This is a genomic window from Providencia sp. R33, assembly GCF_019343475.1.
In the GTDB taxonomy this organism is placed as follows: Bacteria; Pseudomonadota; Gammaproteobacteria; order Enterobacterales; family Enterobacteriaceae; genus Providencia.
On the sequence record NZ_CP072453.1, the window covers coordinates 1,766,085 to 1,791,545 of the forward strand.

Genomic DNA, 25,461 nt, shown 5'->3' on the forward strand with positions numbered 1-25,461 from the left:
CCCCTTACGCAACCGAAATACCGAAACGAAATGGGTCTTGCTCATCAATAAGCAGTGTATTTTGCCCGCTAATATAGGCATTTCCGCGAATGGTAGGGATAATGCCGTTTTCATCCGCAGGCTGGAAACTCCCTTGAAACTCACTGCCAATCACACTGGCTTGTTGCCAAATTTCTCCCGCTGCAAGTTTTTTATCCGCTGCCAAACAGGCTAATTTGGCACTGGTACCTGTACCGCAAGGCGAGCGGTCATAAGCACCACCAGGGCATAACACAAAGCTTTGGCTATTTGCAATCGGGTGTGAGCCAAATAATTCGATGTGATCAATTTCTTGCCCGTCTTTACCAAATATTTTTTGGTCAACAAGTGCTTGTTTAATTTTCAAGCTCACTTCTGTTAACGATTTAACCTCTTTGAAATCAATCGAAACGGGTGAGTTTTCCACAAGAAAAAACCAATTGCCGCCCCACGCGATGTCGCCTGTGATAATGCCGACATCGGGTACATCAACTTGCACCCCTTTGCGATAACGATACGAATACACGTTCTGGATGCTCACGCTACCATCCCTGTGCAGTTCCGCCGTGACCTCTCCTACAGGGGTTTCAATCAAATGCTTTCCGTATGAAATTTCCCCAAGAAAATGCAAGGAAGCGACTAAGCCTATCGTTCCATGCCCGCACATCCCAAGGTAACCTTCGTTATTAAAAAAGATCACCCCTGCCGCGGCTTGTGGGTTTTGTGGTTTACACAACAGTGCACCCACCAGAATGTCATTACCACGTGGCTCTAGAATGGTAGTTCTTCGCCATTCGTCATGGTTATCACGCAGTATTGCCAAGCGTGCCGCCATGCTTTCATCACCTAACGGAGGGAACCCATCAATCACTAAGCGTGTTGGCTCCCCTGCGGTATGGGAGTCTATTACTTCAATTTTAGAATATTTAGATTGCATTGATTAACACCCTATTAATTATAATTTGTTAATAGATTGCTTGATTTTTGTTAATCAATCTTGATATCTTTCCATCGAACTTATGCGTTTTTCTGCACAATCTAAAAATATTTAAGAAAATTATTAACAATAATTTAATATTTGGGAGCGCAGCATGATCAATTTAAATAAGTTATTATTAATCAGTCAGGAAAACATGCTTTTTCCTGTTGATAACATTGAAGTTTTGCTCAATCATCTCGGTTTAGTCATGCCACTAATTAATACGCTCCCCAATGTTACTTTTTTTGTGAAAGACCATAATGCACGGTATTTACTTGCCAATGATAATCTGGCAATTCGCTGTAAAATGAAGGGAATTAATGATGTGATTGGTAAAAGTGCAGAAGAATTATTTCACGCAGAATTAGGGCAAAGCTATAGTTCGCAAGATTACCTTGTGATGGAAAAGAAAATCAGTGTAATAAATAAGCTTGAGCTGCATCTTTATAAAGCGGGATTGCTCGGTTGGTGTTTAACGACGAAAGTACCGATATTTAACACGCGCAATCAAGTGATTGGTGTGGCTGGAATTTCTGTAGATTTACAAGATATTAAGTCTGTTAGCCCAAAACTGAATAATCAACTTAGCCTAGTCGAACGCTATATTAGTGACCATTTTGATACCGCAATTAAAATCACGGAACTTGCCGATATTTCAGGGCTTTCACTTTCACAATTAAATCGTCAATTTAAAGCTATTTTTTTAATTACCCCTCAACAATATATCCAGAAAAAACGTCTCGAACACGCCATTGAGTTATTAGAAGATGACTTTTCAATTACCGATATTTCGATTAAGTGCGCTTATACTGATCACAGTGCTTTTTGCCGAAAATTTAAAGAAATGACCACTATGACGCCCAGTCAGTTTAAACGCATGCGCTCGTCGATTGATAAGAAAAAAATAATCGCGTGATCGGGTATCTTATTATCCATTTGCCATTTTTATTTCATATTAAACAAACTTGGTTTAAGTTTTGTTGATATGTGACTTTTTCATATTATTTCAATAGCTTAATCAATAAACCATCCTTTTACCTTCGCTATATTCCTACGTGAAATATATTAACTTAAGATAGCTCTTATTGCGGCTGTTGATGAATAGCGTATTGATATGTCACAAAGAAAAGTGCTCTTGCATGGCATATAAAAGGAAAAAAAATGACCATTTATGATCTGAAACCAAAATTTCAAGATCTGCTTCGCCCGATAGTCAGTAAATTATTTAATGCTGGGGTCACGGCTAATCAGGTGACATTGGCTGCGCTATTACTCTCTGTGATTATCGGGTTAGTTTTGTTTTTCTTCCCAAACCCACATCTGTTTATTTTATTGCCGTTTGTGTTGTTTATTCGCATGGCGCTCAATGCAATAGATGGCATGTTAGCGCGAGATCATCACCAAAAAAGCCACTTAGGTGCGATACTCAATGAGGTGGGTGATGTTGTTTCTGATGTTGCGTTATACCTACCTTTCGCCATTATTTTTCCTCACGCGATTTGGCTAATTTTACTTATTTTATTTCTCTCATTACTCACTGAGTTTATTGGCGTTACCGCACAAGCAATAGGCGCTTCTAGGCGCTATGACGGCCCTATCGGGAAAAGCGACCGCGCCTTTATTTTTGGCGCCCTCGGTTTGTTCATTAGCATTTTCCCGCAGCTACTGCTTGCAGGCTGGGTAAACTATCTCTTTGTTATTCTATCTTTGTTGCTGCTTTATACCTGCTATAACCGTATTCGCCGTGCATTGGATGAACTTCGCACGCCTTCAGATAATAATTAAGGAATAATTATGAACGCTCAGACAGATTATCTGACGCAACGCCCTGTTTTAGAGTCGCAATTTACGACCAGTGATCACACTGCGCTTTTTTATCGCCATTGGCCAACGCAAGCGCCGACGGATAAAGCCATTATTCTATTCCATCGAGGCCATGAGCATTCAGGCCGTGTAGCACACCTTGTTGATGAGTTAAATCTTCCTGACTATGCCATGTTCGCTTGGGATGCACGTGGTCATGGTCGAAATGAAGGCCCAAGAGGCTATAGCCCTTCCCTCGGCACATCTATACATGATGTTGATGAATTTGTTCGATATGTATCCACCCAATATCAAATCCCCTTAGAAAATATTATTGTCATTGGGCAAAGCGTAGGCGCCGTTTTAGTCTCAGCATGGGTACATGACTATGCACCAAAAATTCGCGGAATGGTCTTAGCCTCACCTGCTTTTAAAGTTAAGCTATATGTTCCTTTTGCCCGCACAGGGTTAGCATTGATGCAAAAAATGCGAGGCTTGTTCTATGTTAATTCTTATGTAAAAGCGAAGTATCTAACCCATGATGAGCAGCGTATTGATTCGTTTAACCGCGACCCGCTGATCACTCGCCCTATTGCCGTTAATATCTTACTTGAATTGTATAAAACGGCAGATAGAGTCGTTGCTGATGCCAGCGCAATTACCCTGCCAACTCAGTTGTTTATATCTGGCAGCGACCATGTTGTTCATCACCGCCCACAACATCAATTTTTTGAGCGCTTAAATACACCAATCAAAGAAAAACATGTTTTACCGGGCTTTTATCACGATACGTTAGGTGAAAAAGAGCGGCACATTCCTATCGAAAAAATACGTGATTTTATCGGTAAATTATTTAGTCTCCCTGTTTACCGACACGATTATCAGTATGAAGATACATGGAGTACTAGCGCAGAAAATTACCGTAAGCTGGCGACTCCGCTACCAAAATGGTGCCCAAAAAACCTCGCCTTCAAAGTTATGAGCAACTCAATGAGCACTTTGGGAAAAGCTTCTGAAGGAGTTCGTATTGGTTACGATAAAGGCTTCGATTCAGGCTCAACCTTAGACTATGTTTATCGTGATAAAGCCGATGGCAAAGGCCTATTTGGACGCTTAATTGACAGGCAATACCTCAATAGCATTGGCTGGCAAGGGATCCGCCAGCGAAAAGTGAATATCGAGAATACCTTACGCCAAGCTATCCGCGACTTAACAGATAACAATATGCCAGTACGTATTATGGATATTGCCGCGGGTCAAGGCCGCTATATCTTTGATGCAATTAACGATTATGGCAAAGTCGAATCTATTCTTTTACGTGATTACAGCCCAATTAACGTAGAACAAGGCCGTTTACACATTAAAGAGCGCTTCCTCGAAGATAAAATCCAGTTTGTTGAAGGCAATGCCTTCGACGCTGATGATTTAGCTTCCGTGACGCCATTTCCAACGCTAGGTGTCGTAAGTGGTTTATATGAGTTATTTCCAAGCAACCAATTAATTAAAGCTTCATTAGATGGACTATCAAGAGCAATACCTTCAGGTGGACTCCTCATTTACACTTGCCAACCATGGCACCCTCAAGTGGAAATGATTGCCCGCGTTTTACCCAGCCACCAAGGAGGGCAAGCTTGGGTTATGCGCTGCCGCAGCCAAGGAGAAATGGATGCGTTAGTCGACGAGGCGGGTTTCGAAAAACTAAACCAGTCTATTGATAACTGGGGTATATTCAGCGTATCAATAGCAAGACGCCGTTGATTTTTTTAACCTGCCATTTGAGGTTGGTTGCCGTTAATGCAGCCAGCCTCAAGCTTGCTAGTATTGGCTATCTCTATTGCTTCTTTTTGGCAAAGCCCCTATGTTGTTAGTTAAATAGATATTTTCTTTCTACAAACAAGTAATTGCAGTACTCACGATTTCCCCTTAGATGACTTCTAAAGCACAAAGGAATATTGAAAAGGACGATGACAGCCCTTCGCCAACCTACTAAGCCATCATCTAAACGACAAATTTTGTTGTTTGGCCTATTGTGGCTGATATTTTTAGCGCCATTTTTCTTTCTCACTTATGGACAAGTCAACAACTACACGGCTACCTTAACCAAGGTCCCTTCCTTTGTGTATTCATGGGAAAAACACATTCCATTTGTTCCTTGGACCATTATTCCCTATTGGAGTATTGACCTATTCTATGGGTTATCATTATTTATCTGTACAACACGACGTGAGCAAACAATCCATGGGCTACGATTAATTGCCGCTTCTATCTGTGCTTGTGTTGGTTTCTTGTTATTCCCACTTAAATTTAGTTTTCCTCGCCCCACAACGGATGGCGCTTTTGGATGGATGTTTGACAGCTTAGAACTGTTTGACCTGCCATTTAACCAAGCCCCTTCATTACATATCATTTTGTTATGGCTCCTATGGTTACGTTTTCGTGCTCATACACCAACACAATGGCGCTGGTTACTCCACGGTTGGTCTGTATTAATCTTAGTTTCTGTCCTCACTACATGGCAGCATCATTTTATTGATGTTATTTCTGGCTTTGCGGTGGGTTTGCTTGTCAGTTATTTGTTACCTATTAATACACGCTGGCAATGGCACTACACTGGGTCGCCACGTAGTTTTAAAATGAGCAAAAATTACGGCCTCGGCTCAATAGCTTGCTTTGCTCTCGCTTTTTTAATTCAGGGTACAGCTTGGGTGTTGCTGTGGCCCGCTATTGCTTTATTGTTTATTACCCTCGGTTACTTAGGCGCTGGCGCCAGTGTTTTTCAAAAAACACCCGATGGCAAGATTTCCCCGTCCGCTGCAATTTTATTGTTACCTTATCGCCTCATTGCTTGGGGAACCTATCATTACTTTGCTAAGCATTGTCGGCAACCCAGTATAGTGAACCAGCATATCGTTTTGGGAGGCCGCCCGCTTTATCCTTTGCAAACCGCAGCCGTTTTAGACATGACTTGCGAATGGCCTCGCAATTCTTATAGCAAAGGGCTGAAATATTGTAGCCAGCCACAAATCGATCTGTTACCACTAAGCGCAGAAGATATTGAGCAATCTGTCCACACGATGGATGACTTGGCCCAGCATGGTGCAGTCTATATTCATTGCAAACTAGGCTATTCGCGCAGTGCCACGGTTGCTGTTGCGTGGTTAGTTCACCATGGTGATGCTCAAACAATAGATAAAGCGGTTGAAATGGTTGAACACGCGAGGCCACAAGTTATTTTAAACCCAGCAACTAAAGAACAATTAAATAATTGGTTTGCACGTTATCATTTAAATAGGAAGCAAAAATGAACCAACTTACCGATAAAAACTGCGGCGAAGTCATTCGGGTATTGACGCGAAGTTGGTCCTATTTAGCGATTGGATCTGCTCTGAGTTTAATTTTTCAACTTAGTCTTTTTTTAGGGATAAATAACGGGAAGTATTATTTATTTATCAGCATAATTTTATTTATTATTAGCCACTATTATATTTATCGTTTGTGGCTTGATAACCATTTTTTTAAAGTGATTTATCAGCAAGGAACGATTGAACCCTTTGATTATGCATTAAATTTTTTGATACCAAACAAACCCACCAACCGAACAATGGAGCAGCGTTGGCAAGGCACAAAAACCTTATTTAATCGTGCTCTCTTGTCTGTTGTTATCCTTTGGATATGGCTATTAGTGACTGTAATAGCATTATAATAGGCTAGGTTAATATTATTTTTTTAATCTATAATTTAGTCTTAATATAAGCTTTTAATATCGTTAACTTATTATTTATTTACCAAATAGATTTTAGATCAGTTTTTATATTTATAATTATTTATTGGTTTTATTTACTCTATACATTAGATGGTTTTTACTTTTGTTACTGAAAACGTTATGATAATTGGCGTTTCATTGATACATAACAGATTTTTTGAGCTTAGCTAAGCGTATCCTTATAGGTACATTTTCGTTTATTTTTCACCCTGTTATTTGGTAGGGTATAATGAGTACAAAAAATATTAATAGGTTGCGCCCTTTTAGCGCATTAATCGATTCATGTTGGAAAGAAAAATATACCGCAGCACGGTTTATAAAAGACCTAATTGCGGGTATTACGGTTGGGATTATTGCCATTCCATTAGCCATGGCCTTAGCAATTGCCAGTGGTGTCCCTCCTCAGTATGGCCTCTATACCGCAGCGATTGCGGGTATTATTATCGCTATTACGGGTGGTTCTCGTTATAGCGTTTCAGGGCCTACCGCTGCGTTTGTGGTTATTTTATATCCTGTTTCACAACAGTTTGGCCTCAGTGGTTTATTAGTTGCCACGCTGATGTCGGGTGTTATTTTACTGGCGATGGGTTTTGCTCGCTTTGGTAAGTTTATTGAGTATATTCCTGTGTCGGTGACTTTGGGCTTTACTTCAGGTATTGCCATCACTATTGCCACCATGCAAATCAAGGATTTCTTTGGCTTGCAGATGGAACATGTTCCTGAGAACTATGTTGATAAACTCATTGCCATTGGTAATACGTTCTCAACGTTTCAATACAGTGACACGCTGATTGGTTTATCCACTCTGCTTGTCTTAATCTTTTGGCCTAAGTTAAAGTTAAAATTCCCAGGGCACTTGCCTGCACTTATCGTCGGCACGTTCGTCATGTGGGTGCTTTCATTATTTGGGATGGAAGTCGCCACGATTGGCTCTGAATTTAGTTATTTTCTGCCTGATGGCACTGAAGGAAGTGGTATCCCCCCTATTTTACCGCAATTTATTTTACCGTGGGAACTGCCCGGTAGTGCGCCAATTAGTTGGGCAATGATCACCGCACTTATGCCTGCGGCATTTTCGATGGCCGTGTTGGGCGCGATAGAATCACTACTTTGTGCCGTTGTACTTGATAATATGACAGGTAAAAAGCACCATTCAAATAGTGAGCTGATTGGCCAAGGCGTTGGTAATATTGCAGCGCCATTTTTTGGTGGGATCACCGCAACAGCAGCAATTGCCCGCTCCGCAGCAAACGTCCGCGCGGGAGCCACATCCCCTATTTCTGCGGTTATTCACTCAATTTTAGTGTTGCTGACCTTACTGGTGCTGGCACCAATGCTCTCATACTTACCACTGGCGGCAATGTCAGCATTACTGTTGATTGTGGCATGGAATATGAGCGCAGCAGGGAAAGTGGTTTATCTCATCAAACGCGCACCTAAAGATGACATCATCGTTCTCGTGTTATGTATGTCTTTAACCGTTCTATTCGACATGGTCATTGCCATTACTGTAGGTATCGTGTTGGCATCACTGTTATTTATGCGCCGTATTGCGAATATGACACGTTCAACACAACTAGCTGAAACGGATGAAGAAAATAGCCGATTAGTCGTGCGTATTAATGGCCCACTCTTTTTCGCCGCCGCAGAACGTATTTTCGATGAGTTGCGCGTAAAAAGTGCAGGATATGAAACCATTATCATGCAATGGGATGCGGTACCTGTACTGGATGCGGGGGGGTTAGAAGCCTTTGAGAAATTCATTGATGCCGTGCGTAAAGACACTCATGTGATGGTGTGTGATATTCCATTCCAGCCACTAAAAACCTTGGCGCGCGCTAAAGTTGCACCAATTGATGGCGTATTGAGCTTCCATAATTCCATGGATAACGCACTAGAAGCAGTTAAAACGATTGAGCAATCTAAGAAACTAAATACTTACAATGATGCTGAAACAGCATAATTGCACTGTATCCCCACTACCACAAAGCAACGTGGTAATGGGGATACGTTATTCTTCTTTATTGTTCGCCCAAGCAAAACATTTCATTACCTTCTTTTCTGCCTTTTTCACAGGCCAAGCCTCTTAATTTCTTAGCTTTTTGTTGATCTAGTGTCACTGTACCAGTGTTATCTTCTGCAAACTTAAAAGCAGCCATCCACTCTGCATAACCTGCATATGTCATCGCATCCGCTTTATCAAACCATTGCTGTGCTTTTTGCTCATCCTTTGGAACACCTTTCCCGTCTAAATAAATGATCCCGAGCAGCACTGGAGCAGTAAAATAGTCTTGGTTATTAAGTTCAACTACCTCTTCCAGCAATTTAATGGATTGAGGGTAATCTGTTTTACCCGCAATTGGGTTAATTAATGATTCCGCTAAACTAATTTTGCCTTTTACACTACCTTGTTCAACTGCTTTTGTTGCAAATTTCCTCGCATCAACAAATTCTTGCTTAAAATAGCTATCACTTAGCAAGCTAATATCTGCTAATAAGGTATACCCTTCTGGGTTACCATTTTTTGCCGCTGCGTTTGCCCACAAACGTGCACTATTTAAGTTTTGCATAACACCCAAGCCTGAATAGTACATTTCAGCCAACTGATATTGTGCTGATGCATCGTTATTCACTGCTTTTTGCTTTGTCTGCGAAAAAAGCTGCTTATCTTCAGGAGTCAGGTCTAGCTGTGCAATCGTTTGAAAAGGAGGCATAAATAAGGAAAGGGTAATAATTGTTTTTTTAAGGGTAAATTTCATAGATACTCTCAATTAATCGGCTACAGTGCAGAACCCTGTCCACCATATTGTAAAAAATATTGGTATAAGTTATTCATGCCAACCCAGTGGTTTTCACACCATTGCGGTGCGAGTAAAGTCGGCTTCCTTGCACTGGCGCTAATGCGATGATAAACAATGTCTTTCGGTGTATGGCGTACTATTTCCCCCGCAATAGCGGTGTACTCGTCTAACGACAATGTTGATAAACGCCCTGCTCGCCAACTTTTAGCCATCACACTGCCTTCAACAATATGCAAAGGATGCAGCTTGATACCATCTGTACCGCATTCAAGTACTTTTTCTAAGGTTTGCATATTCATCTGTGCATCCTCACCAGGTAAGCCACAGATTAGGTGCGTACATACCTTTAAGCCCAGTTGACGTGCCTTTTGTGTTGTTTGTTGATAAGCATCAAACCCATGACCGCGGTTAATCCGATGCAATGTTTTATCATGTGCACTTTGTAACCCAAGTTCGAGCCAAATTTCATAACCTTGTTGTTTATATTCACTTAATAGCGATAAAACTGATTCAGGCACACAATCAGGGCGTGTGCCAACACATAAACCAATAATATCAGCTTGTTGCAACGCCTCTTCATACAGTTGTTTGAGTAAATGTACTTCTGCATAAGTGCTGGTATAGGCTTGAAAGTAGGCAAGATAACGTTTAGCGCGGGAAATACGGGAGATTTGGTCTGATATTTGTTCACTAATGGTTTGGCTGGATTGGCTCTCATCGGAAAAAGAGGCCACATTACAGAAGGTACAGCCCCCTCGGCCAAGGGTGCCATCGCGGTTTGGGCAGCTAAAGCCCCCGTGTAAGGTAATTTTATAAATTTTCTCGCCATATCGGCGCTGGAGATCAGCGCCGAACATGGAAACGACTTCAGTGAGTTGCATTTACGCCAAGCTTAACGGCTAGTGTCTAACTCAGGGAACCCTTTCACCACATCATCAATAGCTTTCATTTGCTTGAGGAATGGCTCCAGTTTATCTAAAGGTAATGCTGATGGGCCATCGCAACGTGCGTTATCTGGGTCTGGATGCGCTTCAAGGAATAAGCCAGCGATACCCACTGCCATACCTGCTCTTGCCAATTCAGCAACTTGAGCACGGCGACCACCTGATGCTGCACCAAATGGGTCACGGCATTGCAGTGCGTGGGTCACGTCAAAAATCACTGGGCAGCCTTTAGACGACTGCACCATGACATTAAAACCAAGCATATCAACGACTAAATTATCATAACCAAAGTTTGCACCACGGTCACACAGAATAATTTTGTCATTACCGCCTTCAATAAACTTCTCAACGATATTACCCATCTGGCCCGGGCTAATAAACTGTGGTTTTTTGATATTAATAACAGCATCCGTTTTTGCCATCGCAGCAACAAGATCGGTTTGGCGTGCTAAAAATGCTGGAAGTTGAATTACATCAACGACTTCCGCAACTGGTGCAGCTTGTGAAGGTTCATGCACATCGGTGATAATTTTCACACCAAAGGTTTGTTTCAGTTCTTGAAAAATTTTCATTCCTTCTTCAAGACCTGGACCACGGTAAGAGTGGATAGATGAGCGATTCGCTTTATCAAATGACGCTTTAAACACATAAGGAATGCCTAATTTTTGCGTCACAGTAACATAGTGCTCACACACTTTCATTGCCATATCGCGAGATTCAAGGACGTTCATTCCACCAAACAACACAAATGGCAAGTTGTTCGCGACATTGATATCACCAATATTGACTACTTTCTGTTGCATACTCTTACCTTTAAAATTAAGACAGGCTGCCTGTCATTACGTTAATTAATGTAATACGATTGGATGGTTATCCAATGAATAAATTTGAATTTTGATCATTTCAGATACAGGGTCTTCTGGGCAGTGCTCAATAAAATAATTAAGGTCACTTAACGCCACATGATTGCAATCTAAATGTGCCAGTATTAACCCGCGATCACGAATTTCATAAGGGTCTTCAGGGTCTAGCGTGAGCAGTGTTTCACACACTCGCAACGCTACCTCCATTTTTTTCTCTTCCATCAACGCCGCTTTTAGCGTGTCAAAAATCTTGCGAACAATAATACTATTTTCAGCTACATCGAGTTGATCTTGGAAAAACTCTGAGAAAGGGTCAACAGTACCTTTTAGCCACATATTCAATGTATGCAGTGATAGTGACTCACCATTTGCTGGGTTAATAAACCACGGTTTTCCATCGCGTTTTTCAGTAATAATTAATAATTGAGTTGGAAAAATGGCAGGTCGGATATCAATATCTAAATGCTGAGCGATATACAACAAAATGGCACCCAGTGTCACAGGTGTACCTTGTTTGGACGCTAATACTTTATCAAGCCAAAGCATATCTGATAATGCATAGATGCCCTGAGCAGGGCCAAATGACCATTGTTGATAAAACAATGAAATCAATTGCTCTACTTTAGTTTCATTATCTGCATGTAAATCGATGGTCGATTTTGCAGATACAACAAGGCTATCTAGTTGAGCTTGGACTTTCATCAACGGGAAATCATGACGGATACATTGAGAAACGGTCATAATCCCTTCGCTTAAGGGGAGCTGATTAAATTCAATATTCGCTATGGTCTTCATTACATTCCCACTACTGTGCCCACTTAACCATTCCATTGACCGAGTGAAACTCTTTCTTGCCCACCGTAATCGAGACACGTCTCAATTTGGGTGTACCCATGTTTTGCAAATAAATCACGCACGGCTGAACCTTGTGTCCAGCCATGCTCAAGAAGCAACCAGCCTTGATTTTTAAGATAGTTTTTTGATTTATCAATGATATATGCTAAATCAGCTAGCCCTTCATTTTTTGCAATTAATGCGGTTGCTGGCTCAAAACGCACGTCACCTTCACTCAGATGATTATCATTTTCGTCAATATAAGGCGGGTTACTCATAATCATATCAAATTGTTGAAATGATAGGGAAGTAAACCAATCACTTTGTATAAATTGGACGTTAGCAATATTCAAACGTTGTTGATTTCGTTGCGCTAATTTTACTGCTTCAGGATTGAAATCAATGCCAATAACGAGGCTGTTGGGCAACTCGGAGGCTACAGCCAAAGCAATCGCGCCCGTCCCCGTGCCTAAATCCAATAAATGACAAGGTTGATTTGTTAAACGTGCTAATGCTTGTTCGACCAAACATTCTGTGTCTGGCCTTGGAATTAATGTGGCAGGTGATACATAAAGTGGTAACGACCAAAACTCACGCTCGCCGATAATATAGGCAATTGGCTCACCTTTCTCTCGGCGTTGCAATAGCTGTTCAGCTTGCTGCTGTTCTAACGCGCTAAGTTCATTCTCACTAAAAGCAAAAAGGTAGGTACGGCTGCGACCCGTGGCATGTTCAAGCAGGATTTCTGCATCCCGCTTTGCGCTATCGCTTGCAGACAGTCTGCTGACTGCCTGCTTTAGCCATTCGCTATACTGCATTATTCCTGCTCAGAAAGTGCAGAAAGTTGGTCTGCTTGGTATTCGTTGATGATAGGCTGGATTAATGCATCCAATTTTCCTTCCATCACTTCATCCAAACGGTATAACGTCAAGTTGATGCGGTGATCCGTGACTCGACCTTGCGGGAAGTTATAAGTACGGATGCGGTCTGAACGATCCCCAGAACCCAGCAAGTTACGACGCTCTGACGCTTCAGCCGCATGGCGTTTGTCCATTTCGGCTTGGCGAATACGCGCACCTAATACTGACATCGCTTTCGCTTTGTTTTTATGTTGCGAGCGCTCGTCTTGGCATTCCACCACAATTCCTGTAGGAAGGTGAGTAATACGGATTGCCGAGTCGGTGGTGTTAACGTGCTGACCACCCGCCCCTGATGAACGGAAAGTATCAATACGTAAATCCGCAGGGCTAATTTCAGGTAACTCAGCTTCTGGCAATTCAGGCAAAATCGCGATAGTACACGCAGAAGTGTGAATGCGGCCTTGAGATTCAGTCTCAGGAACACGCTGCACACGGTGCCCACCGGATTCAAATTTTAAACGCCCATAAACGCTATCACCGGAAATTTTTGCGATAACTTCTTTGTAGCCGCCATGCTCACCATCGCTAGTGCTCATTAACTCAACACGCCAGCGGTTATTTTCTGCATAACGGCTGTACATACGGAATAAGTCACCAGCAAAAATCGCAGCTTCATCACCACCTGCACCTGCGCGAATTTCTACGAAACAGTTATATTCATCATCGGGGTCTTTAGGAAGTAACAATAATTGTAATTGTTGTTCAAGCTCTTCATTACGCGCTTTGGCTTCTTTTAACTCTTCTTGAGCCATTTCTTTCATTTCAGGATCGTCTAATAGCATTTCTGCTGTTTCGATATCATCCTGAACCGTGCGCCATGCACTAAAGCATTTCGCCACATCTGATAATTGGGCATATTCTTTTGATAAAGCACGAAAACGGTCTTGATCGGCAATCACACCTGCATCTGCAAGGTGCGCTTCGATTTCTTCGTAGCGTTCTTGTAATGCTTCTAGTTTTGCGACAATAGAAGGCTTCATTCGTTATATAAGACCTATGATTAAAAAGTGGTTATTGATGGTCCAGCCCTAAGCTGTCCCTAAGTAGATTTAGACGCTCAACATCGCCATTTCCCGCTGCTTGTTGCAGCGATTTGGTCGGAGCGTGAATAAGGCGGTTGGTAAGTTGCTGCGATAACTGCATAATCACTTGCTCAGGGTCAGCGCCTTGTCGAACAGCCGCTAACGCTTTTTCGGCCATATTAGCTCGGATAACCTCAGCGTGCTCTCGGTAATCGCGAATTGTAGACACTGCGGCTTGTGAACGCAACCAATCCATAAAATGGCTACTTTCTTGTTCAACAATAAACTCCGCTTCAACCGCTGCTGCTTTACGCTGTGCTAAATTTTGCGCAATGATGGACTCAAGGTCATCAACGGTATACAGATACACATCGCGAAGTTTTTCAACATCTTGTTCAATATCCCGCGGTACAGCAATATCGATTAATAACATTGGCTTACTACGGCGAGCTTTCATTGCACGCTCAACCATACCTTTACCAATAATTGGCAGAGGGCTGGCTGTCGAGCTGATAACAATGTCAGCTTCAGCCAAGCGGCTATCGATATCCGCTAATGAAATCACTTGTGCGTTAACTTCATTGGCTAACAGTTCAGCACGCTCACGGGTTCGGTTCGCTATCATCATTTTTTGCACGCCGTGCTCACGCAAATGGCGAGCAACAAGCTCTATCGTTTCCCCTGCTCCGACTAACAAAATATTCAAATGTTTGAGTGACTCAAAGATTTGACGAGCCAGAGTACAAGCAGCAAACGCAACAGAAACTGCATTAGCGCCAATATCCGTTTCTGTTCGCACGCGTTTGGCGACAGAAAATGATTTTTGGAATAAACGCTCCAATTCACTGGATAACGAATGGCTATCTTGTGAAAGTGCAAATGCTTTTTTCACCTGCCCTAAAATTTGCGGCTCCCCTAATACCAAGGAGTCGAGGCCACTTGCCACTCGCATTAAGTGGCTAACGGCGTGGTCATCTTGGTGCCAATACAGGCTAGGCTGCAAATCCTTTGGAGTGATTCCGTGAAAATCACATAGCCATTTAATCAGCTGTTCTTGCGCTTTGTCTTGCGACTCGAGGCTCAGATACAGCTCCGTTCTATTACACGTAGACAGCACAACGCCGCCATTCACTTGAGGTTGTTTAAGAAGGTCCTCAAGTGCATGGTCGATTTTTTCAGGACCGAAAGTTACCCGCTCACGCAGGGCGACTGGTGCTGTTTTATGATTGATGCCTAAGGCTAATAAGGTCATTGCGCTTTACGACTTTGCTCACATTGCTAATTATTTTTTCAGTAACGTTATGCTCATTAATGAATAGAACATTACTGTTATTTATATTCGACTATTGTAGATGATCCTCGCGACGCTTTCTATGCTTTGCAAGGTTCTATCATTCAGAAAGATGACCAATCCCAAAAAATAAACGAAAAAAAAAGTGTTAACGATTATTTTTCATGATTGAAACCTATCGTTCCTTTAATTTTATTGTTAGCAAATTATTAAATACAACGCTAACGACTACAATAACATGTATAAAGAATGCAATTATTTCGCACAGAAAGCAAATGGTGATGCCCTATTGCTTTAATTAACTTTAAGGTAAATAACCCTATTCTGATTGATTCAATCAGCAGATTAGCGCACAATTTTGCCCATCAATACGCTACCTTATGTATAACCTAGCGTAATTCGCTTTAATTTATGATGTTATCTGTGCCCTAAAACGTTGAGATTGACTATGCAATTAACCCAAGTTTTGTCGTTCACTCACCCTGTAAAAGGCTTTTGGCGGCTTTTGCCTCTTTCCTGCCTTTTATTAACCGCTTGTGTCACTACGTCACAAAATACCACCAAAGGCACAGGTTCAGCGTCTGACGCACAATGGAAAGCCCACCAGCAAGAATTGAATCAACTGCGTGATTATCAAACACGTGGATCCTTCGTTTATAATGGCGGCGAAACCAAGACTTACGCAAAATTCTTTTGGCAGCAATATACACCTGAAAAGTATCGTTTATTGCTGACAAACCCGCTGGGTAGTCGTGAATTAGAACTCACCGTTGAGCCTGATTTGGCGCGTTTAACCACCAAAGATGGACAAACTCATATGAGTGATGTCCCTAGCGAGTTAATCTATCAACTTACTGGCATGGAAATTCCACTGGATGATTTAACAGCTTGGTTAGTTGGCTCTCCAGGACGGGCGACGGATTTCACCTTAGATGAAAACCACTTATTAAAAAGCGTGACATTTGAACAAAACGGGGAAAAATGGGTGTTAGATTATATTTCCTACGACACCAAAACCTCGCCAATGCTGCCAAATTACCTTAAACTACGCCAAGGCGAACGATTAATTAAATTGAAAATGGACAGCTGGACACTGAAAAAATGACCTTAACTTGGCCTTCCCCCGCTAAATTAAATTTATTCTTGTATATCACGGGTCAGCGCCCTGATGGCTATCATGAATTACAAACACTGTTCCAGTTTTTAGATTATGGCGATGAAATCACGATTACCACACGCCATGATGACCAACTGAATTTAGTAACTGAAATGGCAGGGGTTCCTCCCGAAAAGAACTTAATTTTGCGGGCTGCTACATTGCTGCAACGCTATTGCCATGAAACGCTCAACTGGTCTCAGCCTCTTGGTGCTGATATCTCGATTGATAAAATTCTCCCGATGGGTGGCGGTATTGGCGGTGGTTCGTCTAATGCGGCAACTACATTGATTGCCCTTAATGAACACTGGGGTACACAAGTGTCCGATGAGATCCTTGCAGATTTAGGTAAAAGTCTCGGCGCGGATGTCCCCGTCTTTGTTCGTGGCCATGCAGCGTTCGCGGAAGGAATTGGTGAAATATTAACCAAAGCTTACCCTAAAGAGAAATGGTATTTGGTTGCTCACCCCGGAATTGAAATATCAACCCCGACTATCTTCACAGATCCGCAATTAAATCGAAATTCTCCAAAACGCTCCCTAGCCGCATTATTACTGGCTCCGTACGCAAATGATTGCGAACCGATCGCAAGAAAACGTTTTCGTGAGGTTGAACAGCTTGTTTCTTGGCTGTTAGAATATGCTCTGTCTCGCCTAACAGGAACAGGCGCGTGTGTTTTTTCTGAATTTGAAACACAAGCGGATGCCCTTAAGGTGTTAAATAAAGCCCCATCGTGGGTGCAAGGGTTCGTCGCTCAAGGCGTTAACGTATCCCCACTGCACAATTTCCGCGCTGGGATAACCCGTGTATTGCACCAATAAGTAATGAAACAACACTCATTGCTATTGGTCAACAATATCTCTCTGGACGCAAGCCTGAGGTTTTTCTCGTGCCCGATATGAAGCTTTTTGCTGGTAACGCTACACCGGAACTAGCACAACGTGTTGCTAACCGCCTTTACACTAATCTTGGAGACGCGGCTGTTGGTCGTTTTAGCGACGGCGAAGTCAGTGTTCAAATTAATGAAAATGTTCGCGGTGGTGATATTTTTATCATCCAGTCAACTTGTGCACCAACTAATGACAACTTAATGGAACTGGTTGTTATGGTCGATGCCCTGCGCCGTGCATCTGCTGGTCGTATTACCGCTGTTATCCCTTACTTCGGTTATGCAAGACAGGATCGTCGCGTACGTTCTGCCCGTGTACCAATCACCGCTAAAGTTGTTGCCGATTTTCTGTCCAGTGTTGGCGTTGACCGTGTTCTCACTGTTGACCTTCACGCAGAGCAGATCCAGGGCTTCTTTGATGTTCCTGTTGATAATGTATTCGGTAGCCCAATTCTTCTGGAAGATATGCTCCAGAAAAACTTGGAAAACCCAATCGTTGTATCTCCAGACATCGGCGGCGTGGTACGTGCTAGAGCTATCGCAAAACTCCTGAATGACACCGACATGGCAATCATTGATAAACGCCGCCCTCGCGCAAACGTTTCTCAAGTTATGCACATTATCGGTGATGTTTCAGGTCGTGACTGCATCTTAGTTGACGATATGATTGATACCGGTGGTACCCTGTGTAAAGCGGCTGAAGCGCTGAAAGAACGTGGTGCAAAACGTGTGTTCGCATACGCAACTCACCCGATTTTCTCAGGCAATGCTGTAGACAACATCAAAAATTCAGTGATTGATGAAGTCATTGTTTGTGACACTATTCCACTGTCTCCTGAAATCAAGGCGCTACCTAACGTTCGTACCTTGACGCTGTCAGGTATGCTGGCTGAAGCTATTCGTCGCATTAGCAACGAAGAGTCAATCTCAGCAATGTTCGAGCACTAATTTCCCTTCGGGTTATTCCTGTTCTTACGGTGATGGAATCAAATCACAGCCAAAAATTAAGCCCCTACAGATATCTGTAGGGGCTTTATGATTTTTGCGGGTTATAAAACTGCAGATACCTATTTCTATGGCTGTTTTCTATTCATACAGCCTATACGCCATAAAAATAACCAACTTCTTTGCAAGAGTCGTTTAAAAAACACAAACCTTATTTAGCTAGGCGACTTTGACATTAAAAACATCGACTATCACCCAGCAATCTATCACCTAACTATCACCTAAAATTATCGCTGACTTGTTAATACGCTAAATAATTATGGGTAACGGTGATTATCTTTACGACCGTAATGTTTTAACATCCAGTAGCGATCCGCGACTTTTTCACGTCCTCCAACCCTCGCCCCTGCTAACCAAACCATTGCACCCACGAAAATTCCGAAGAGTGAACCGTTGGTAACCAGTTCAGATAAACCAAAGTTGATCACATGGGCAAATAGGTTAACCCCAATGCTCCCAATCATCATGACCATCCCTAATCCCATGAGAACATTACCAATTAAATGAGCACTTTTCCGTTTCATATCTACCTCCAGTATCAGTGGACTGATAAGCAAGCATCTGTAAATAAATTCGGTGATTCTTTATATTTATGTAAGGATTATAGTGCATTAAGTAAAATTTTTTGCGATAGGCATCACAAGGTACAAAGTTATCCATAATATCTACCCATAAAGTGCTTTTTATCAAAAATGCAGAAAAAACGAATAGTTTCTATGGCAATTATAATTAGCATGATGTTTTTATCGGATTTTTGTACATCCTCCACATCACAAGGTAAACTAGGCGATTAATTCCATAAACTGACAGTGAAATAGTCGTCGTGAGCAAAATTAAATTAATTGTTGGCCTTGCAAATCCGGGAGCTGAATATGCGCAAACCCGCCATAATGCAGGGGCATGGTATGTTGACTTGTTAGCTAAACGCCACAATCAACCCTTAAAAGAAGAACCGAAATTTTTCGGCTATACCGCACGCATTAACCTTGGTGGTAATGATATTCGCTTATTAGTACCAACCACCTTTATGAACCTCAGTGGGAAAGCCGTCGCGGCCATCGCAAATTTTTATCGTATTAACCTCGATGAAATTTTAGTCGCCCACGATGAGCTTGATATCCCGCCGGGTGTGGCAAAAATGAAGCTTGGTGGTAGTAATGGTGGCCATAACGGGTTAAAAGACATTCAGAGCAAGTTTGCCAATAACCCAAATTTTTATCGTTTACGCATTGGTATCGGCCATCCGGGTGATAAAAACAAGGTTGTCGGTTTTGTTTTAGGTAAGCCACCTATGTCTGAGCAAAAACTGATTGATGACGCGATTGATGAAGCGGTAAGGTGCACAGACATTCTGTTATCTGATGGAATGGACAAAGCGATTAACCGTTTACATAGCTTTAAAGCGACTGCATAAGAGTTCATTTCATCAAAATCGACTTTTTGTGTATAATCAGCGCCAATTTCTAAACATTGGGTGCAGCACTCGCCTGCCCCTCGCTATTTAAGGTGAGAAACATATGGGTTTTAAATGCGGTATCGTTGGTCTGCCAAACGTGGGTAAATCCACATTATTTAATGCATTGACCAAAGCCGGCATCGAAGCAGCCAACTTCCCTTTCTGTACAATTGAACCAAACACGGGTGTTGTGCCAATGCCAGACCCACGTCTTGATCAATTAGCTGAAATCGTGAAGCCACAGCGTATTTTACCAACCACCATGGAATTCGTGGATATTGCAGGTTTGGTTAAAGGCGCATCAAAAGGTGAAGGTCTCGGTAACCAATTCTTAACTAACATCCGTGAAACCGAAGCTATCGGCCACGTTGTACGTTGTTTTGAAGATGACAATATTATCCACGTTGCTGGCCAAGTTAACCCCGCTGAAGATATTGATGTTATCAATACCGAACTAGCTTTAGCTGACCTTGATACCTGTGAACGTGCTATTCACCGCGTACAAAAACGTGCTAAAGGTGGCGATAAAGACGCGAAAGCAGAATTAGAAGCGTTAGAAAAATGCCTGCCACATTTAGAGCAAGCAGGCATGCTGCGTACATTGGATTTAACCACTGAAGATAAAGCCGCAATCCGCTATTTAAGCTTTTTAACGTTAAAACCAACCATGTATATCGCGAACGTCAACGAAGATGGTTTTGAAAATAACCCTTTCTTAGACAAAGTGTATGAAATTGCGCAAGCCGAAGGTTCTGTGGTTGTGCCTGTGTGTGCCGCTATCGAGTCCGACATCGCTGAGTTAGATGATGAAGAACGCGACGAATTTATGGCTGATTTAGGCATCGAAGAGCCTGGCTTAAACCGCGTTATTCGTGCTGGTTATGAATTACTAAACCTGCAAACTTACTTCACCGCGGGTGTTAAAGAAGTTCGTGCATGGACAATCCCTGTCGGTGCAACTGCGCCACAAGCGGCTGGTAAAATCCATACTGACTTCGAAAAAGGCTTTATCCGTGCTCAAACCATCGCATTTGCTGATTTCATTCAGTACCGCGGTGAACAAGGTGCAAAAGAGGCAGGTAAAATGCGCGCAGAAGGAAAAGACTACATCGTTAAAGACGGTGATGTCCTGAACTTCTTGTTTAATGTGTAAACTTATACTCTAGTCTCATACTGTTTCACAACGTATCACTTCATAATAAAACAGCATAAAATTCATAATATTAACTGGATTTTATGCTGTTTTATGTCTCATTCAGTTTCATAAAAGCTCGTGACTAAATGAGTATATGACTGAGTACAACTTATTTATCTTCCCTTTTTAAGTGAGTATAATAATATCAACTTACATAACTAGTTGAACTTATTATGCTTACTGATACAAAATGCAGAACTGCAAAACCTAAAGAAAAACTTTATCGTATCAATGACTTCAACGGTTTATACCTTGAAGTGAAACCTAATGGTAAAAAAGCATGGCGATTCCGTTTTCAAATAAATGGAAAATCAAGCATGCTTGCATTGGGTAGCTACCCATTGGTAACACTAGCTGAAGCCAGATCTAAATGTGATGATGCCAGAAAACTCGTATCAGAAGGGATTAATCCAACACAAGCTAAGCAACTAGATAAGATCAGAAAAGCGAACGAATCTGCAAATACATTTCAAATTATCGCAAAAGAATGGCTGCAAATGAAAGATTGGGCTAATGTGACAAAATACCGTCGCCTTGATATGTTGGAGCGCATTGTGTTTCCTTCTATCGGTACATTACCAATAAGAGAAATTGCATCTCACCATATTCTAAAAATATTGCAGCGTGAAGTTCAAAGAGGTGCTCCAACGGTTGCTGCTGAAGCTAAACGGACGATATCCTCAATTTTTGAATTTGCTGTTGCTACATTAAGAGCTGATAGTGATCCTGTATGGGCAATAAGAAAAGCTCTCCCTGCAAATAAAACACAACATAAAAAAGCCCTCACTACGGATCAAATAGGTCAATTACTCAACAACTTTGATAATAGCCGTGGTACCTTTCAACTGAACTATTGTATGTGGTTAATGTGGTGGACGCTTTCTCGTCCATCTGAAGTCGCTGAGGCGGAATGGTCTGAATTTGATCTTGATAATGCACTTTGGACTATTCCAGCTGAGCGTATGAAAGCACGAAGAGAACATATTGTTCCTCTACCAACACAAGCTATTGCGATTCTAAAATCTCTTTATGGCTTTACTGGTAACCGTAAACATTTATTTCCCGGTCGTGACTCTTGCCATAAACCGATGTCTACTAACTCACTAAGGCAATTTCTTAAAACGAGAGGTTGGTGTGGTATATATAGCCCTCATGCGACACGCACAACAGGCAGCACACGATTAAATGAGCTTGGATATAGACCTGATGCTATAGAAGCACAATTAGCCCATATGGACTCAAATAGCGTTAGACGTTCATATAACCATGCAACTTATCTTGAAGAGCGCAAAATCATGATGCAAGATTGGGCTGATAAACTTGATATTTGGGTAAAACGGGCCAACCTTGAATCAAAATCATGATGCATGGGTGTGTTAGCTTTGAAATATAACGATATTTATTAATTTTCCAGAAAAACCTATAATTTAACCTACACTTAATTAATCCGTTGATTTATAGGTAGTTATTATTTATTTGATGTTTTTAGCATTATAACGTACAAAATTCATACCCACACCACAAGAACACGCTTATATGAATAAATACGATGTGTTTAACAGCGAAGGAAAATTTGCTGATAGTTCTGAAGAAGAAGTGCTAGCTAATAAGCTAGGGCTTTCAAACGTTGATGATATCAATGATGCAGAGCTTGTCCTGTTAGAAAAACTGTATCAAGTCATTTTTGAAGAACAATTTCCCACTGAACAAATTACCGTATCACTTATTCAGCGTTGGCACCGCCAATGGTTAGGGAATGTTTACGAGTGGGCTGGTCAGTTACGTACTGTGAATATTAGCAAGGGTGGCTTTATGTTTGCCCCTGCGGGTCGAATTGCAAAGTTACTTGCTCAATTTGAAAAAGAGTTTCTAGCGAAGTACACACCCTGCACCAATATGAGCCGAGAACAAGTCATAGAAGCTATAGCAACAGTACATGTGGAATTAATTCTGATACATCCATTTAGGGAAGGAAATGGGCGCTTATCGCGTTTACTCGCAGATGTGATGGCAGTACAAGCTGGTTTCCAGCCGTTAGACTATGAAAGTTGGACTCAACACCCCGAGCAGTACATTGCAGCAATCCACGCAGGGTTAAACCTTAACTATGAACCCATGAAATATTGGGTTAATGAAGCCTTGAAAGAAAGTTAAATCGCCAGTTTCAAATGTCCAAACTTCTCACGTTTCGCTTTCATTTCTTCTTCAAGGCGACGGGACTCCTGCCCTGTTTCAATCGCTGTAGAGGTTGCTACCGAGCGAATAAGTTGAGTACGCGTTGGTTTTGTTGCTTGAATTAATTTACTTTTTTTCATGGTAGTCTCACTTCAAACGGGCGATAGTGCATTTTATCACCGTTATTTTATATGGCAATACAGCTTTCCTGTTCTCTTTAAGTCATAATACTCTAAAAAGAAATAAAACCTATATTCAAACTCGAAAAACGAATATTTTCACTCCTATTTATGAGAGTTTTTCCACAAATCAAGGTAGGAGGCTTCAGTTTTTTCTTTAATATATTGAAACTATGTTAGTTTTTAGTTAGAACGTTTATCTAAAGCTTTAACTTGACGTAAGAAATTTTCGAATATTATCAGGACGGACACTCACATGTTTCTAAGTAAATTAAAAATTAAAGGTTTCAGATGTTTTGATGATGAATTTAACATTTCTTTAAATGAAGGCCTTAGTGTTATTGTAGGAGAGAATGGAGCAGGAAAATCTGCTATTATAAATTCAATAAGACAGTTATTTATCGATTCGGAATCAGAACGATACAATATAACTGAGAATGATTTTCATAGCCCATTTAGCAATCCCCCCAAGGTAAGTGATTCATTTACAATTAATGCGGAATTTTCTAATTTAGATGTAAAAGAGAAAGTTGCTTTACTTCCTTGGACGGGAAACTCTGATGTAGCTAAATTAAATTTACACATTGAGAACAAGGAGATAAGAGGTAGATATAAAAAATCACTGTGGGGCGGTGATTCGCAAAGCTCTCAATTTGATTATGAATTATTAGACCTAATCTATTGCATATATCTTCCTCCATTAAGAGATGCTGAATCAAAATTAACCAACGGCCGCCAATCCAGATTATCAAAGCTTTTAAAAGCCATAAACAGAAAAGATCTAAAAGTATTAAAAAGAAATGGAGAAGTGCATCCTCTTGTAGATAAAGTAAATACTTTTAATGATGAGTTATCAAACAGTGATTTATATAGTATAAAAACCGCAAATCAATTAATTAAAAACCATCTACAAAATGCAATAGGATTTAATTTTGGTCAAAATACAGCCATTCAATTTGCAGAAAGTGATTTTACTAGAATTGTAGAGAGTTTAAGATTAATATTTTTCCCTAATTTAAATGAAAAAGATACCAAACTTTTCAGAAGCTTAGAGCAAAACAGTTTAGGTTATAACAACCTTCTTTATATTGCCTCTATATTAGCCGAGTTAACTCTCGGTAATGAACAAGATTCATCTACTTGTAGAATATTATTAATAGAAGAACCTGAAGCCCATCTACACCCTCAACTTCAAATAAGATTACTTGATCATTTAAAAAAAGTATCTGAAGATAAAGAAAATAATGTTCAAGTAATTGTTACAACACACTCAACAACTCTTGCATCGTCAGTCAACGTTGATTCTATAATTCACTTATCCAGATCAACTTCTCCAGTAGCTACACGTATAAAAGACTGTGGATTAGCAAAAAAAAGTAAAGAGTTCATTAATAGGTGGATGGATGTGACTAAATCCAACTTACTTTTCGCAAGTGGGGTAATTCTTGTTGAAGGCATAGCCGAGCAAATGTTATTACCTATTTTAGCAAATAGGATATTAGCGGATCGAGGTGCAGGAAAGAATACTTTATCAGATTTAGGTGTTTCTGTTATAAATCTCAACGGAATCTATTTCAGACACTTCATGGGAATATATTGTAACTTTACTATTCCAAGCGAAAAAACAAAGCATGATGGGGATAACATTCCTGTAAGGTGTGCAGGATTGACAGACCTTGATCCACAAAAAAAAATAACAGAGAGTGTTGGAGAAGATAAATTTATCGAAAAAACAATTATTCCCCATGATGGCAATATGTATGAAGGCACCAACCATGCAATCAAGCTCGTAGAAGAGATAAACTGTTCAAAATATGCAAGACTATATGTAAGCAAATACAAAACGCTTGAATACGATTTAGCAATGGAAGGAAATAATATTGCAGTTATGTCAGCTGTACTCTATGACATTTGGCCAACAAATGGGGAAATAAAAAAGAAAATAAAAATAATTGCAGATGTACAAGACGATTGGTCTAGTAAAGATTCAAAAGAGCGGGCGGTAGTTGCGCATGATTTACTACAGTACATTGAGCACAATGAGTTAGGAAAAGGATACTTCGCACAAAGCTTGTCAGACAAAATATCTACAAATCTAGTTATTTTTGAGACACCAGAATATATTAAAAATGCTATTCTCTGGGCATGTCAAGAGGGAGATGAATAAA

General features: G+C 41.1%; 24 protein-coding genes. 14 read left to right on the forward strand and 10 right to left on the reverse strand.

What is annotated here, in order from left to right; all coding sequences use genetic code 11:
- Nucleotides 1–4: 4 nt before the first annotated feature.
- Nucleotides 5–955 (reverse strand): proline racemase family protein, encoded by a 951-nt coding sequence (locus tag J6836_RS08325; RefSeq protein WP_219248418.1) that lies wholly within the window; start codon nucleotides 953–955, stop codon nucleotides 5–7.
- Nucleotides 956–1,109: 154 nt separating this feature from the next.
- On the opposite strand from J6836_RS08325, the gene J6836_RS08330 reads away from it, so the two are divergent.
- The 6 genes from J6836_RS08330 (at nucleotide 1,110) to dauA (ending at nucleotide 8,526) form a co-directional block, all read left to right on the forward strand.
- Nucleotides 1,110–1,913, forward strand: coding sequence for an AraC family transcriptional regulator (locus tag J6836_RS08330; protein WP_219248421.1), 804 nt, complete (start codon nucleotides 1,110–1,112; stop codon nucleotides 1,911–1,913).
- A 245-nt stretch (nucleotides 1,914–2,158) separates the two neighbouring features.
- Complete coding sequence (locus J6836_RS08335) at nucleotides 2,159–2,782, forward strand: CDP-alcohol phosphatidyltransferase family protein (protein WP_219248423.1); 624 nt, start codon at nucleotides 2,159–2,161, stop codon at nucleotides 2,780–2,782.
- Between the two features lie 9 nt (nucleotides 2,783–2,791).
- Nucleotides 2,792–4,558, forward strand: coding sequence for a bifunctional alpha/beta hydrolase/class I SAM-dependent methyltransferase (locus J6836_RS08340; protein WP_219248425.1), 1,767 nt, complete (start codon nucleotides 2,792–2,794; stop codon nucleotides 4,556–4,558).
- Between the two features lie 206 nt (nucleotides 4,559–4,764).
- A complete protein-coding gene (locus J6836_RS08345) occupies nucleotides 4,765–6,105 on the forward strand; it encodes a phosphatase PAP2/dual specificity phosphatase family protein (RefSeq protein ID WP_219248428.1) in 1,341 nt (446 codons plus the stop codon).
- Nucleotides 6,102–6,503 carry a hypothetical protein gene (locus tag J6836_RS23160; protein ID WP_219248430.1) on the forward strand — a complete coding sequence of 134 codons (402 nt, stop codon included), beginning with the start codon at nucleotides 6,102–6,104 and terminating at the stop codon, nucleotides 6,501–6,503. Before J6836_RS08345 ends, J6836_RS23160 begins: the two co-directional genes overlap by 4 nt.
- A 289-nt stretch (nucleotides 6,504–6,792) precedes the next feature.
- The gene (gene dauA / locus J6836_RS08355) at nucleotides 6,793–8,526 is read left to right on the forward strand and encodes a C4-dicarboxylic acid transporter DauA (RefSeq protein ID WP_219248432.1); all 1,734 of its coding nucleotides are present in this window, start codon (nucleotides 6,793–6,795) and stop codon (nucleotides 8,524–8,526) included.
- 58 nt (nucleotides 8,527–8,584) lie between these two features.
- Here dauA and J6836_RS08360 read toward each other — a convergent pair whose 3' ends face one another.
- The 7 genes from J6836_RS08360 to hemA are packed head-to-tail and all read right to left on the reverse strand — an operon-like array spanning nucleotide 8,585 to nucleotide 15,199.
- Nucleotides 8,585–9,322, reverse strand: coding sequence for a tetratricopeptide repeat protein (locus tag J6836_RS08360; protein ID WP_219248435.1), 738 nt, complete (start codon nucleotides 9,320–9,322; stop codon nucleotides 8,585–8,587).
- Between the two features lie 20 nt (nucleotides 9,323–9,342).
- Nucleotides 9,343–10,245: a TIGR01212 family radical SAM protein gene (locus tag J6836_RS08365; protein WP_219248437.1), complete on the reverse strand. Its 903-nt coding sequence runs from the start codon at nucleotides 10,243–10,245 to the stop codon at nucleotides 9,343–9,345.
- Nucleotides 10,246–10,256: 11 nt separating this feature from the next.
- Nucleotides 10,257–11,111 carry a 3-deoxy-8-phosphooctulonate synthase gene (gene kdsA / locus J6836_RS08370; protein WP_219248439.1) on the reverse strand — a complete coding sequence of 285 codons (855 nt, stop codon included), beginning with the start codon at nucleotides 11,109–11,111 and terminating at the stop codon, nucleotides 10,257–10,259.
- A 45-nt stretch (nucleotides 11,112–11,156) separates the two neighbouring features.
- Nucleotides 11,157–11,966: an invasion regulator SirB1 gene (gene sirB1, locus J6836_RS08375; RefSeq protein ID WP_219248440.1), complete on the reverse strand. Its 810-nt coding sequence runs from the start codon at nucleotides 11,964–11,966 to the stop codon at nucleotides 11,157–11,159.
- Between the two features lie 23 nt (nucleotides 11,967–11,989).
- Nucleotides 11,990–12,823: a peptide chain release factor N(5)-glutamine methyltransferase gene (gene prmC, locus J6836_RS08380; RefSeq protein ID WP_219248442.1), complete on the reverse strand. Its 834-nt coding sequence runs from the start codon at nucleotides 12,821–12,823 to the stop codon at nucleotides 11,990–11,992.
- Entirely contained in the window at nucleotides 12,823–13,905 is a 1,083-nt protein-coding gene (prfA, locus tag J6836_RS08385) for a peptide chain release factor 1 (RefSeq protein ID WP_219248445.1), read from the reverse strand. The genes prmC and prfA overlap by 1 nt, the downstream gene beginning before the upstream one ends.
- A gap of 31 nt (nucleotides 13,906–13,936) precedes the next feature.
- The gene (hemA, locus tag J6836_RS08390) at nucleotides 13,937–15,199 is read right to left on the reverse strand and encodes a glutamyl-tRNA reductase (protein WP_219248447.1); all 1,263 of its coding nucleotides are present in this window, start codon (nucleotides 15,197–15,199) and stop codon (nucleotides 13,937–13,939) included.
- A 487-nt stretch (nucleotides 15,200–15,686) separates the two neighbouring features.
- Between hemA and lolB the strand changes: the two genes are divergently transcribed.
- The 3 genes from lolB to prs all read left to right on the forward strand — a co-directional run bounded on the left by lolB (nucleotide 15,687) and on the right by prs (nucleotide 18,231).
- Nucleotides 15,687–16,343, forward strand: coding sequence for a lipoprotein insertase outer membrane protein LolB (gene lolB / locus J6836_RS08395; RefSeq protein WP_219248448.1), 657 nt, complete (start codon nucleotides 15,687–15,689; stop codon nucleotides 16,341–16,343).
- Nucleotides 16,340–17,215, forward strand: coding sequence for a 4-(cytidine 5'-diphospho)-2-C-methyl-D-erythritol kinase (gene ispE, locus J6836_RS08400; RefSeq protein ID WP_219248450.1), 876 nt, complete (start codon nucleotides 16,340–16,342; stop codon nucleotides 17,213–17,215). Before lolB ends, ispE begins: the two co-directional genes overlap by 4 nt.
- Before the next feature lie 68 nt (nucleotides 17,216–17,283).
- Nucleotides 17,284–18,231 (forward strand): ribose-phosphate diphosphokinase, encoded by a 948-nt coding sequence (gene prs / locus J6836_RS08405; RefSeq protein ID WP_219248451.1) that lies wholly within the window; start codon nucleotides 17,284–17,286, stop codon nucleotides 18,229–18,231.
- A 314-nt stretch (nucleotides 18,232–18,545) separates the two neighbouring features.
- Here the strand turns inward: prs and ychH are convergent, their stop codons facing one another.
- Nucleotides 18,546–18,812, reverse strand: a complete 267-nt coding sequence (gene ychH / locus J6836_RS08410; RefSeq protein ID WP_219248454.1) for a stress-induced protein YchH — start codon at nucleotides 18,810–18,812, stop codon at nucleotides 18,546–18,548.
- 299 nt (nucleotides 18,813–19,111) lie between these two features.
- Here ychH and pth point away from each other — a divergent pair, with 299 nt between their 5' ends.
- The 4 genes from pth to J6836_RS08430 all read left to right on the forward strand — a co-directional run bounded on the left by pth (nucleotide 19,112) and on the right by J6836_RS08430 (nucleotide 23,093).
- The gene (gene pth / locus J6836_RS08415) at nucleotides 19,112–19,702 is read left to right on the forward strand and encodes an aminoacyl-tRNA hydrolase (protein ID WP_219248455.1); all 591 of its coding nucleotides are present in this window, start codon (nucleotides 19,112–19,114) and stop codon (nucleotides 19,700–19,702) included.
- Nucleotides 19,703–19,805: 103 nt separating this feature from the next.
- Nucleotides 19,806–20,897: a redox-regulated ATPase YchF gene (ychF, locus tag J6836_RS08420; protein ID WP_219248458.1), complete on the forward strand. Its 1,092-nt coding sequence runs from the start codon at nucleotides 19,806–19,808 to the stop codon at nucleotides 20,895–20,897.
- 215 nt (nucleotides 20,898–21,112) lie between these two features.
- On the forward strand, nucleotides 21,113–22,303 hold the full coding sequence (locus J6836_RS08425) for a tyrosine-type recombinase/integrase (RefSeq protein WP_219248459.1): 1,191 nt from the start codon (nucleotides 21,113–21,115) through the stop codon (nucleotides 22,301–22,303).
- Nucleotides 22,304–22,475: 172 nt separating this feature from the next.
- Nucleotides 22,476–23,093, forward strand: a complete 618-nt coding sequence (locus tag J6836_RS08430) for a Fic/DOC family protein (RefSeq protein WP_219248462.1) — start codon at nucleotides 22,476–22,478, stop codon at nucleotides 23,091–23,093.
- Here the strand turns inward: J6836_RS08430 and J6836_RS08435 are convergent.
- Nucleotides 23,090–23,254 (reverse strand): hypothetical protein, encoded by a 165-nt coding sequence (locus tag J6836_RS08435; RefSeq protein WP_219248464.1) that lies wholly within the window; start codon nucleotides 23,252–23,254, stop codon nucleotides 23,090–23,092. The genes J6836_RS08430 and J6836_RS08435 overlap by 4 nt on opposite strands.
- A 295-nt stretch (nucleotides 23,255–23,549) precedes the next feature.
- On the opposite strand from J6836_RS08435, the gene J6836_RS08440 reads away from it, so the two are divergent.
- Nucleotides 23,550–25,460, forward strand: a complete 1,911-nt coding sequence (locus tag J6836_RS08440; RefSeq protein ID WP_219248466.1) for an ATP-dependent nuclease — start codon at nucleotides 23,550–23,552, stop codon at nucleotides 25,458–25,460.
- Nucleotide 25,461: the final 1 nt, after the last annotated feature.

Bases quoted from the DNA above. Each gene is read 5' to 3' on its own strand.
- J6836_RS08325 (WP_219248418.1), bottom strand. From the start codon at position 955: ATGCAATCTAAATATTCTAAAATTGAAGTAATAGACTCCCATACCGCA.
- lolB (WP_219248448.1), top strand. From the start codon at position 15,687: ATGCAATTAACCCAAGTTTTGTCGTTCACTCACCCTGTAAAAGGCTTT.
- ychF (WP_219248458.1), top strand. From the start codon at position 19,806: ATGGGTTTTAAATGCGGTATCGTTGGTCTGCCAAACGTGGGTAAATCC.
- ispE (WP_219248450.1), top strand. From the start codon at position 16,340: ATGACCTTAACTTGGCCTTCCCCCGCTAAATTAAATTTATTCTTGTAT.
- J6836_RS08365 (WP_219248437.1), bottom strand. From the start codon at position 10,245: ATGCAACTCACTGAAGTCGTTTCCATGTTCGGCGCTGATCTCCAGCGC.
- hemA (WP_219248447.1), bottom strand. From the start codon at position 15,199: ATGACCTTATTAGCCTTAGGCATCAATCATAAAACAGCACCAGTCGCC.
- prfA (WP_219248445.1), bottom strand. From the start codon at position 13,905: ATGAAGCCTTCTATTGTCGCAAAACTAGAAGCATTACAAGAACGCTAC.
- J6836_RS08360 (WP_219248435.1), bottom strand. From the start codon at position 9,322: ATGAAATTTACCCTTAAAAAAACAATTATTACCCTTTCCTTATTTATG.
- dauA (WP_219248432.1), top strand. From the start codon at position 6,793: ATGAGTACAAAAAATATTAATAGGTTGCGCCCTTTTAGCGCATTAATC.
- J6836_RS08330 (WP_219248421.1), top strand. From the start codon at position 1,110: ATGATCAATTTAAATAAGTTATTATTAATCAGTCAGGAAAACATGCTT.
- J6836_RS08425 (WP_219248459.1), top strand. From the start codon at position 21,113: ATGCTTACTGATACAAAATGCAGAACTGCAAAACCTAAAGAAAAACTT.
- ychH (WP_219248454.1), bottom strand. From the start codon at position 18,812: ATGAAACGGAAAAGTGCTCATTTAATTGGTAATGTTCTCATGGGATTA.
- J6836_RS23160 (WP_219248430.1), top strand. From the start codon at position 6,102: ATGAACCAACTTACCGATAAAAACTGCGGCGAAGTCATTCGGGTATTG.
- kdsA (WP_219248439.1), bottom strand. From the start codon at position 11,111: ATGCAACAGAAAGTAGTCAATATTGGTGATATCAATGTCGCGAACAAC.
- J6836_RS08345 (WP_219248428.1), top strand. From the start codon at position 4,765: ATGACAGCCCTTCGCCAACCTACTAAGCCATCATCTAAACGACAAATT.
- prmC (WP_219248442.1), bottom strand. From the start codon at position 12,823: ATGCAGTATAGCGAATGGCTAAAGCAGGCAGTCAGCAGACTGTCTGCA.
- J6836_RS08340 (WP_219248425.1), top strand. From the start codon at position 2,792: ATGAACGCTCAGACAGATTATCTGACGCAACGCCCTGTTTTAGAGTCG.
- J6836_RS08430 (WP_219248462.1), top strand. From the start codon at position 22,476: ATGAATAAATACGATGTGTTTAACAGCGAAGGAAAATTTGCTGATAGT.
- J6836_RS08435 (WP_219248464.1), bottom strand. From the start codon at position 23,254: ATGAAAAAAAGTAAATTAATTCAAGCAACAAAACCAACGCGTACTCAA.
- J6836_RS08440 (WP_219248466.1), top strand. From the start codon at position 23,550: ATGTTTCTAAGTAAATTAAAAATTAAAGGTTTCAGATGTTTTGATGAT.
- J6836_RS08335 (WP_219248423.1), top strand. From the start codon at position 2,159: ATGACCATTTATGATCTGAAACCAAAATTTCAAGATCTGCTTCGCCCG.
- sirB1 (WP_219248440.1), bottom strand. From the start codon at position 11,966: ATGAAGACCATAGCGAATATTGAATTTAATCAGCTCCCCTTAAGCGAA.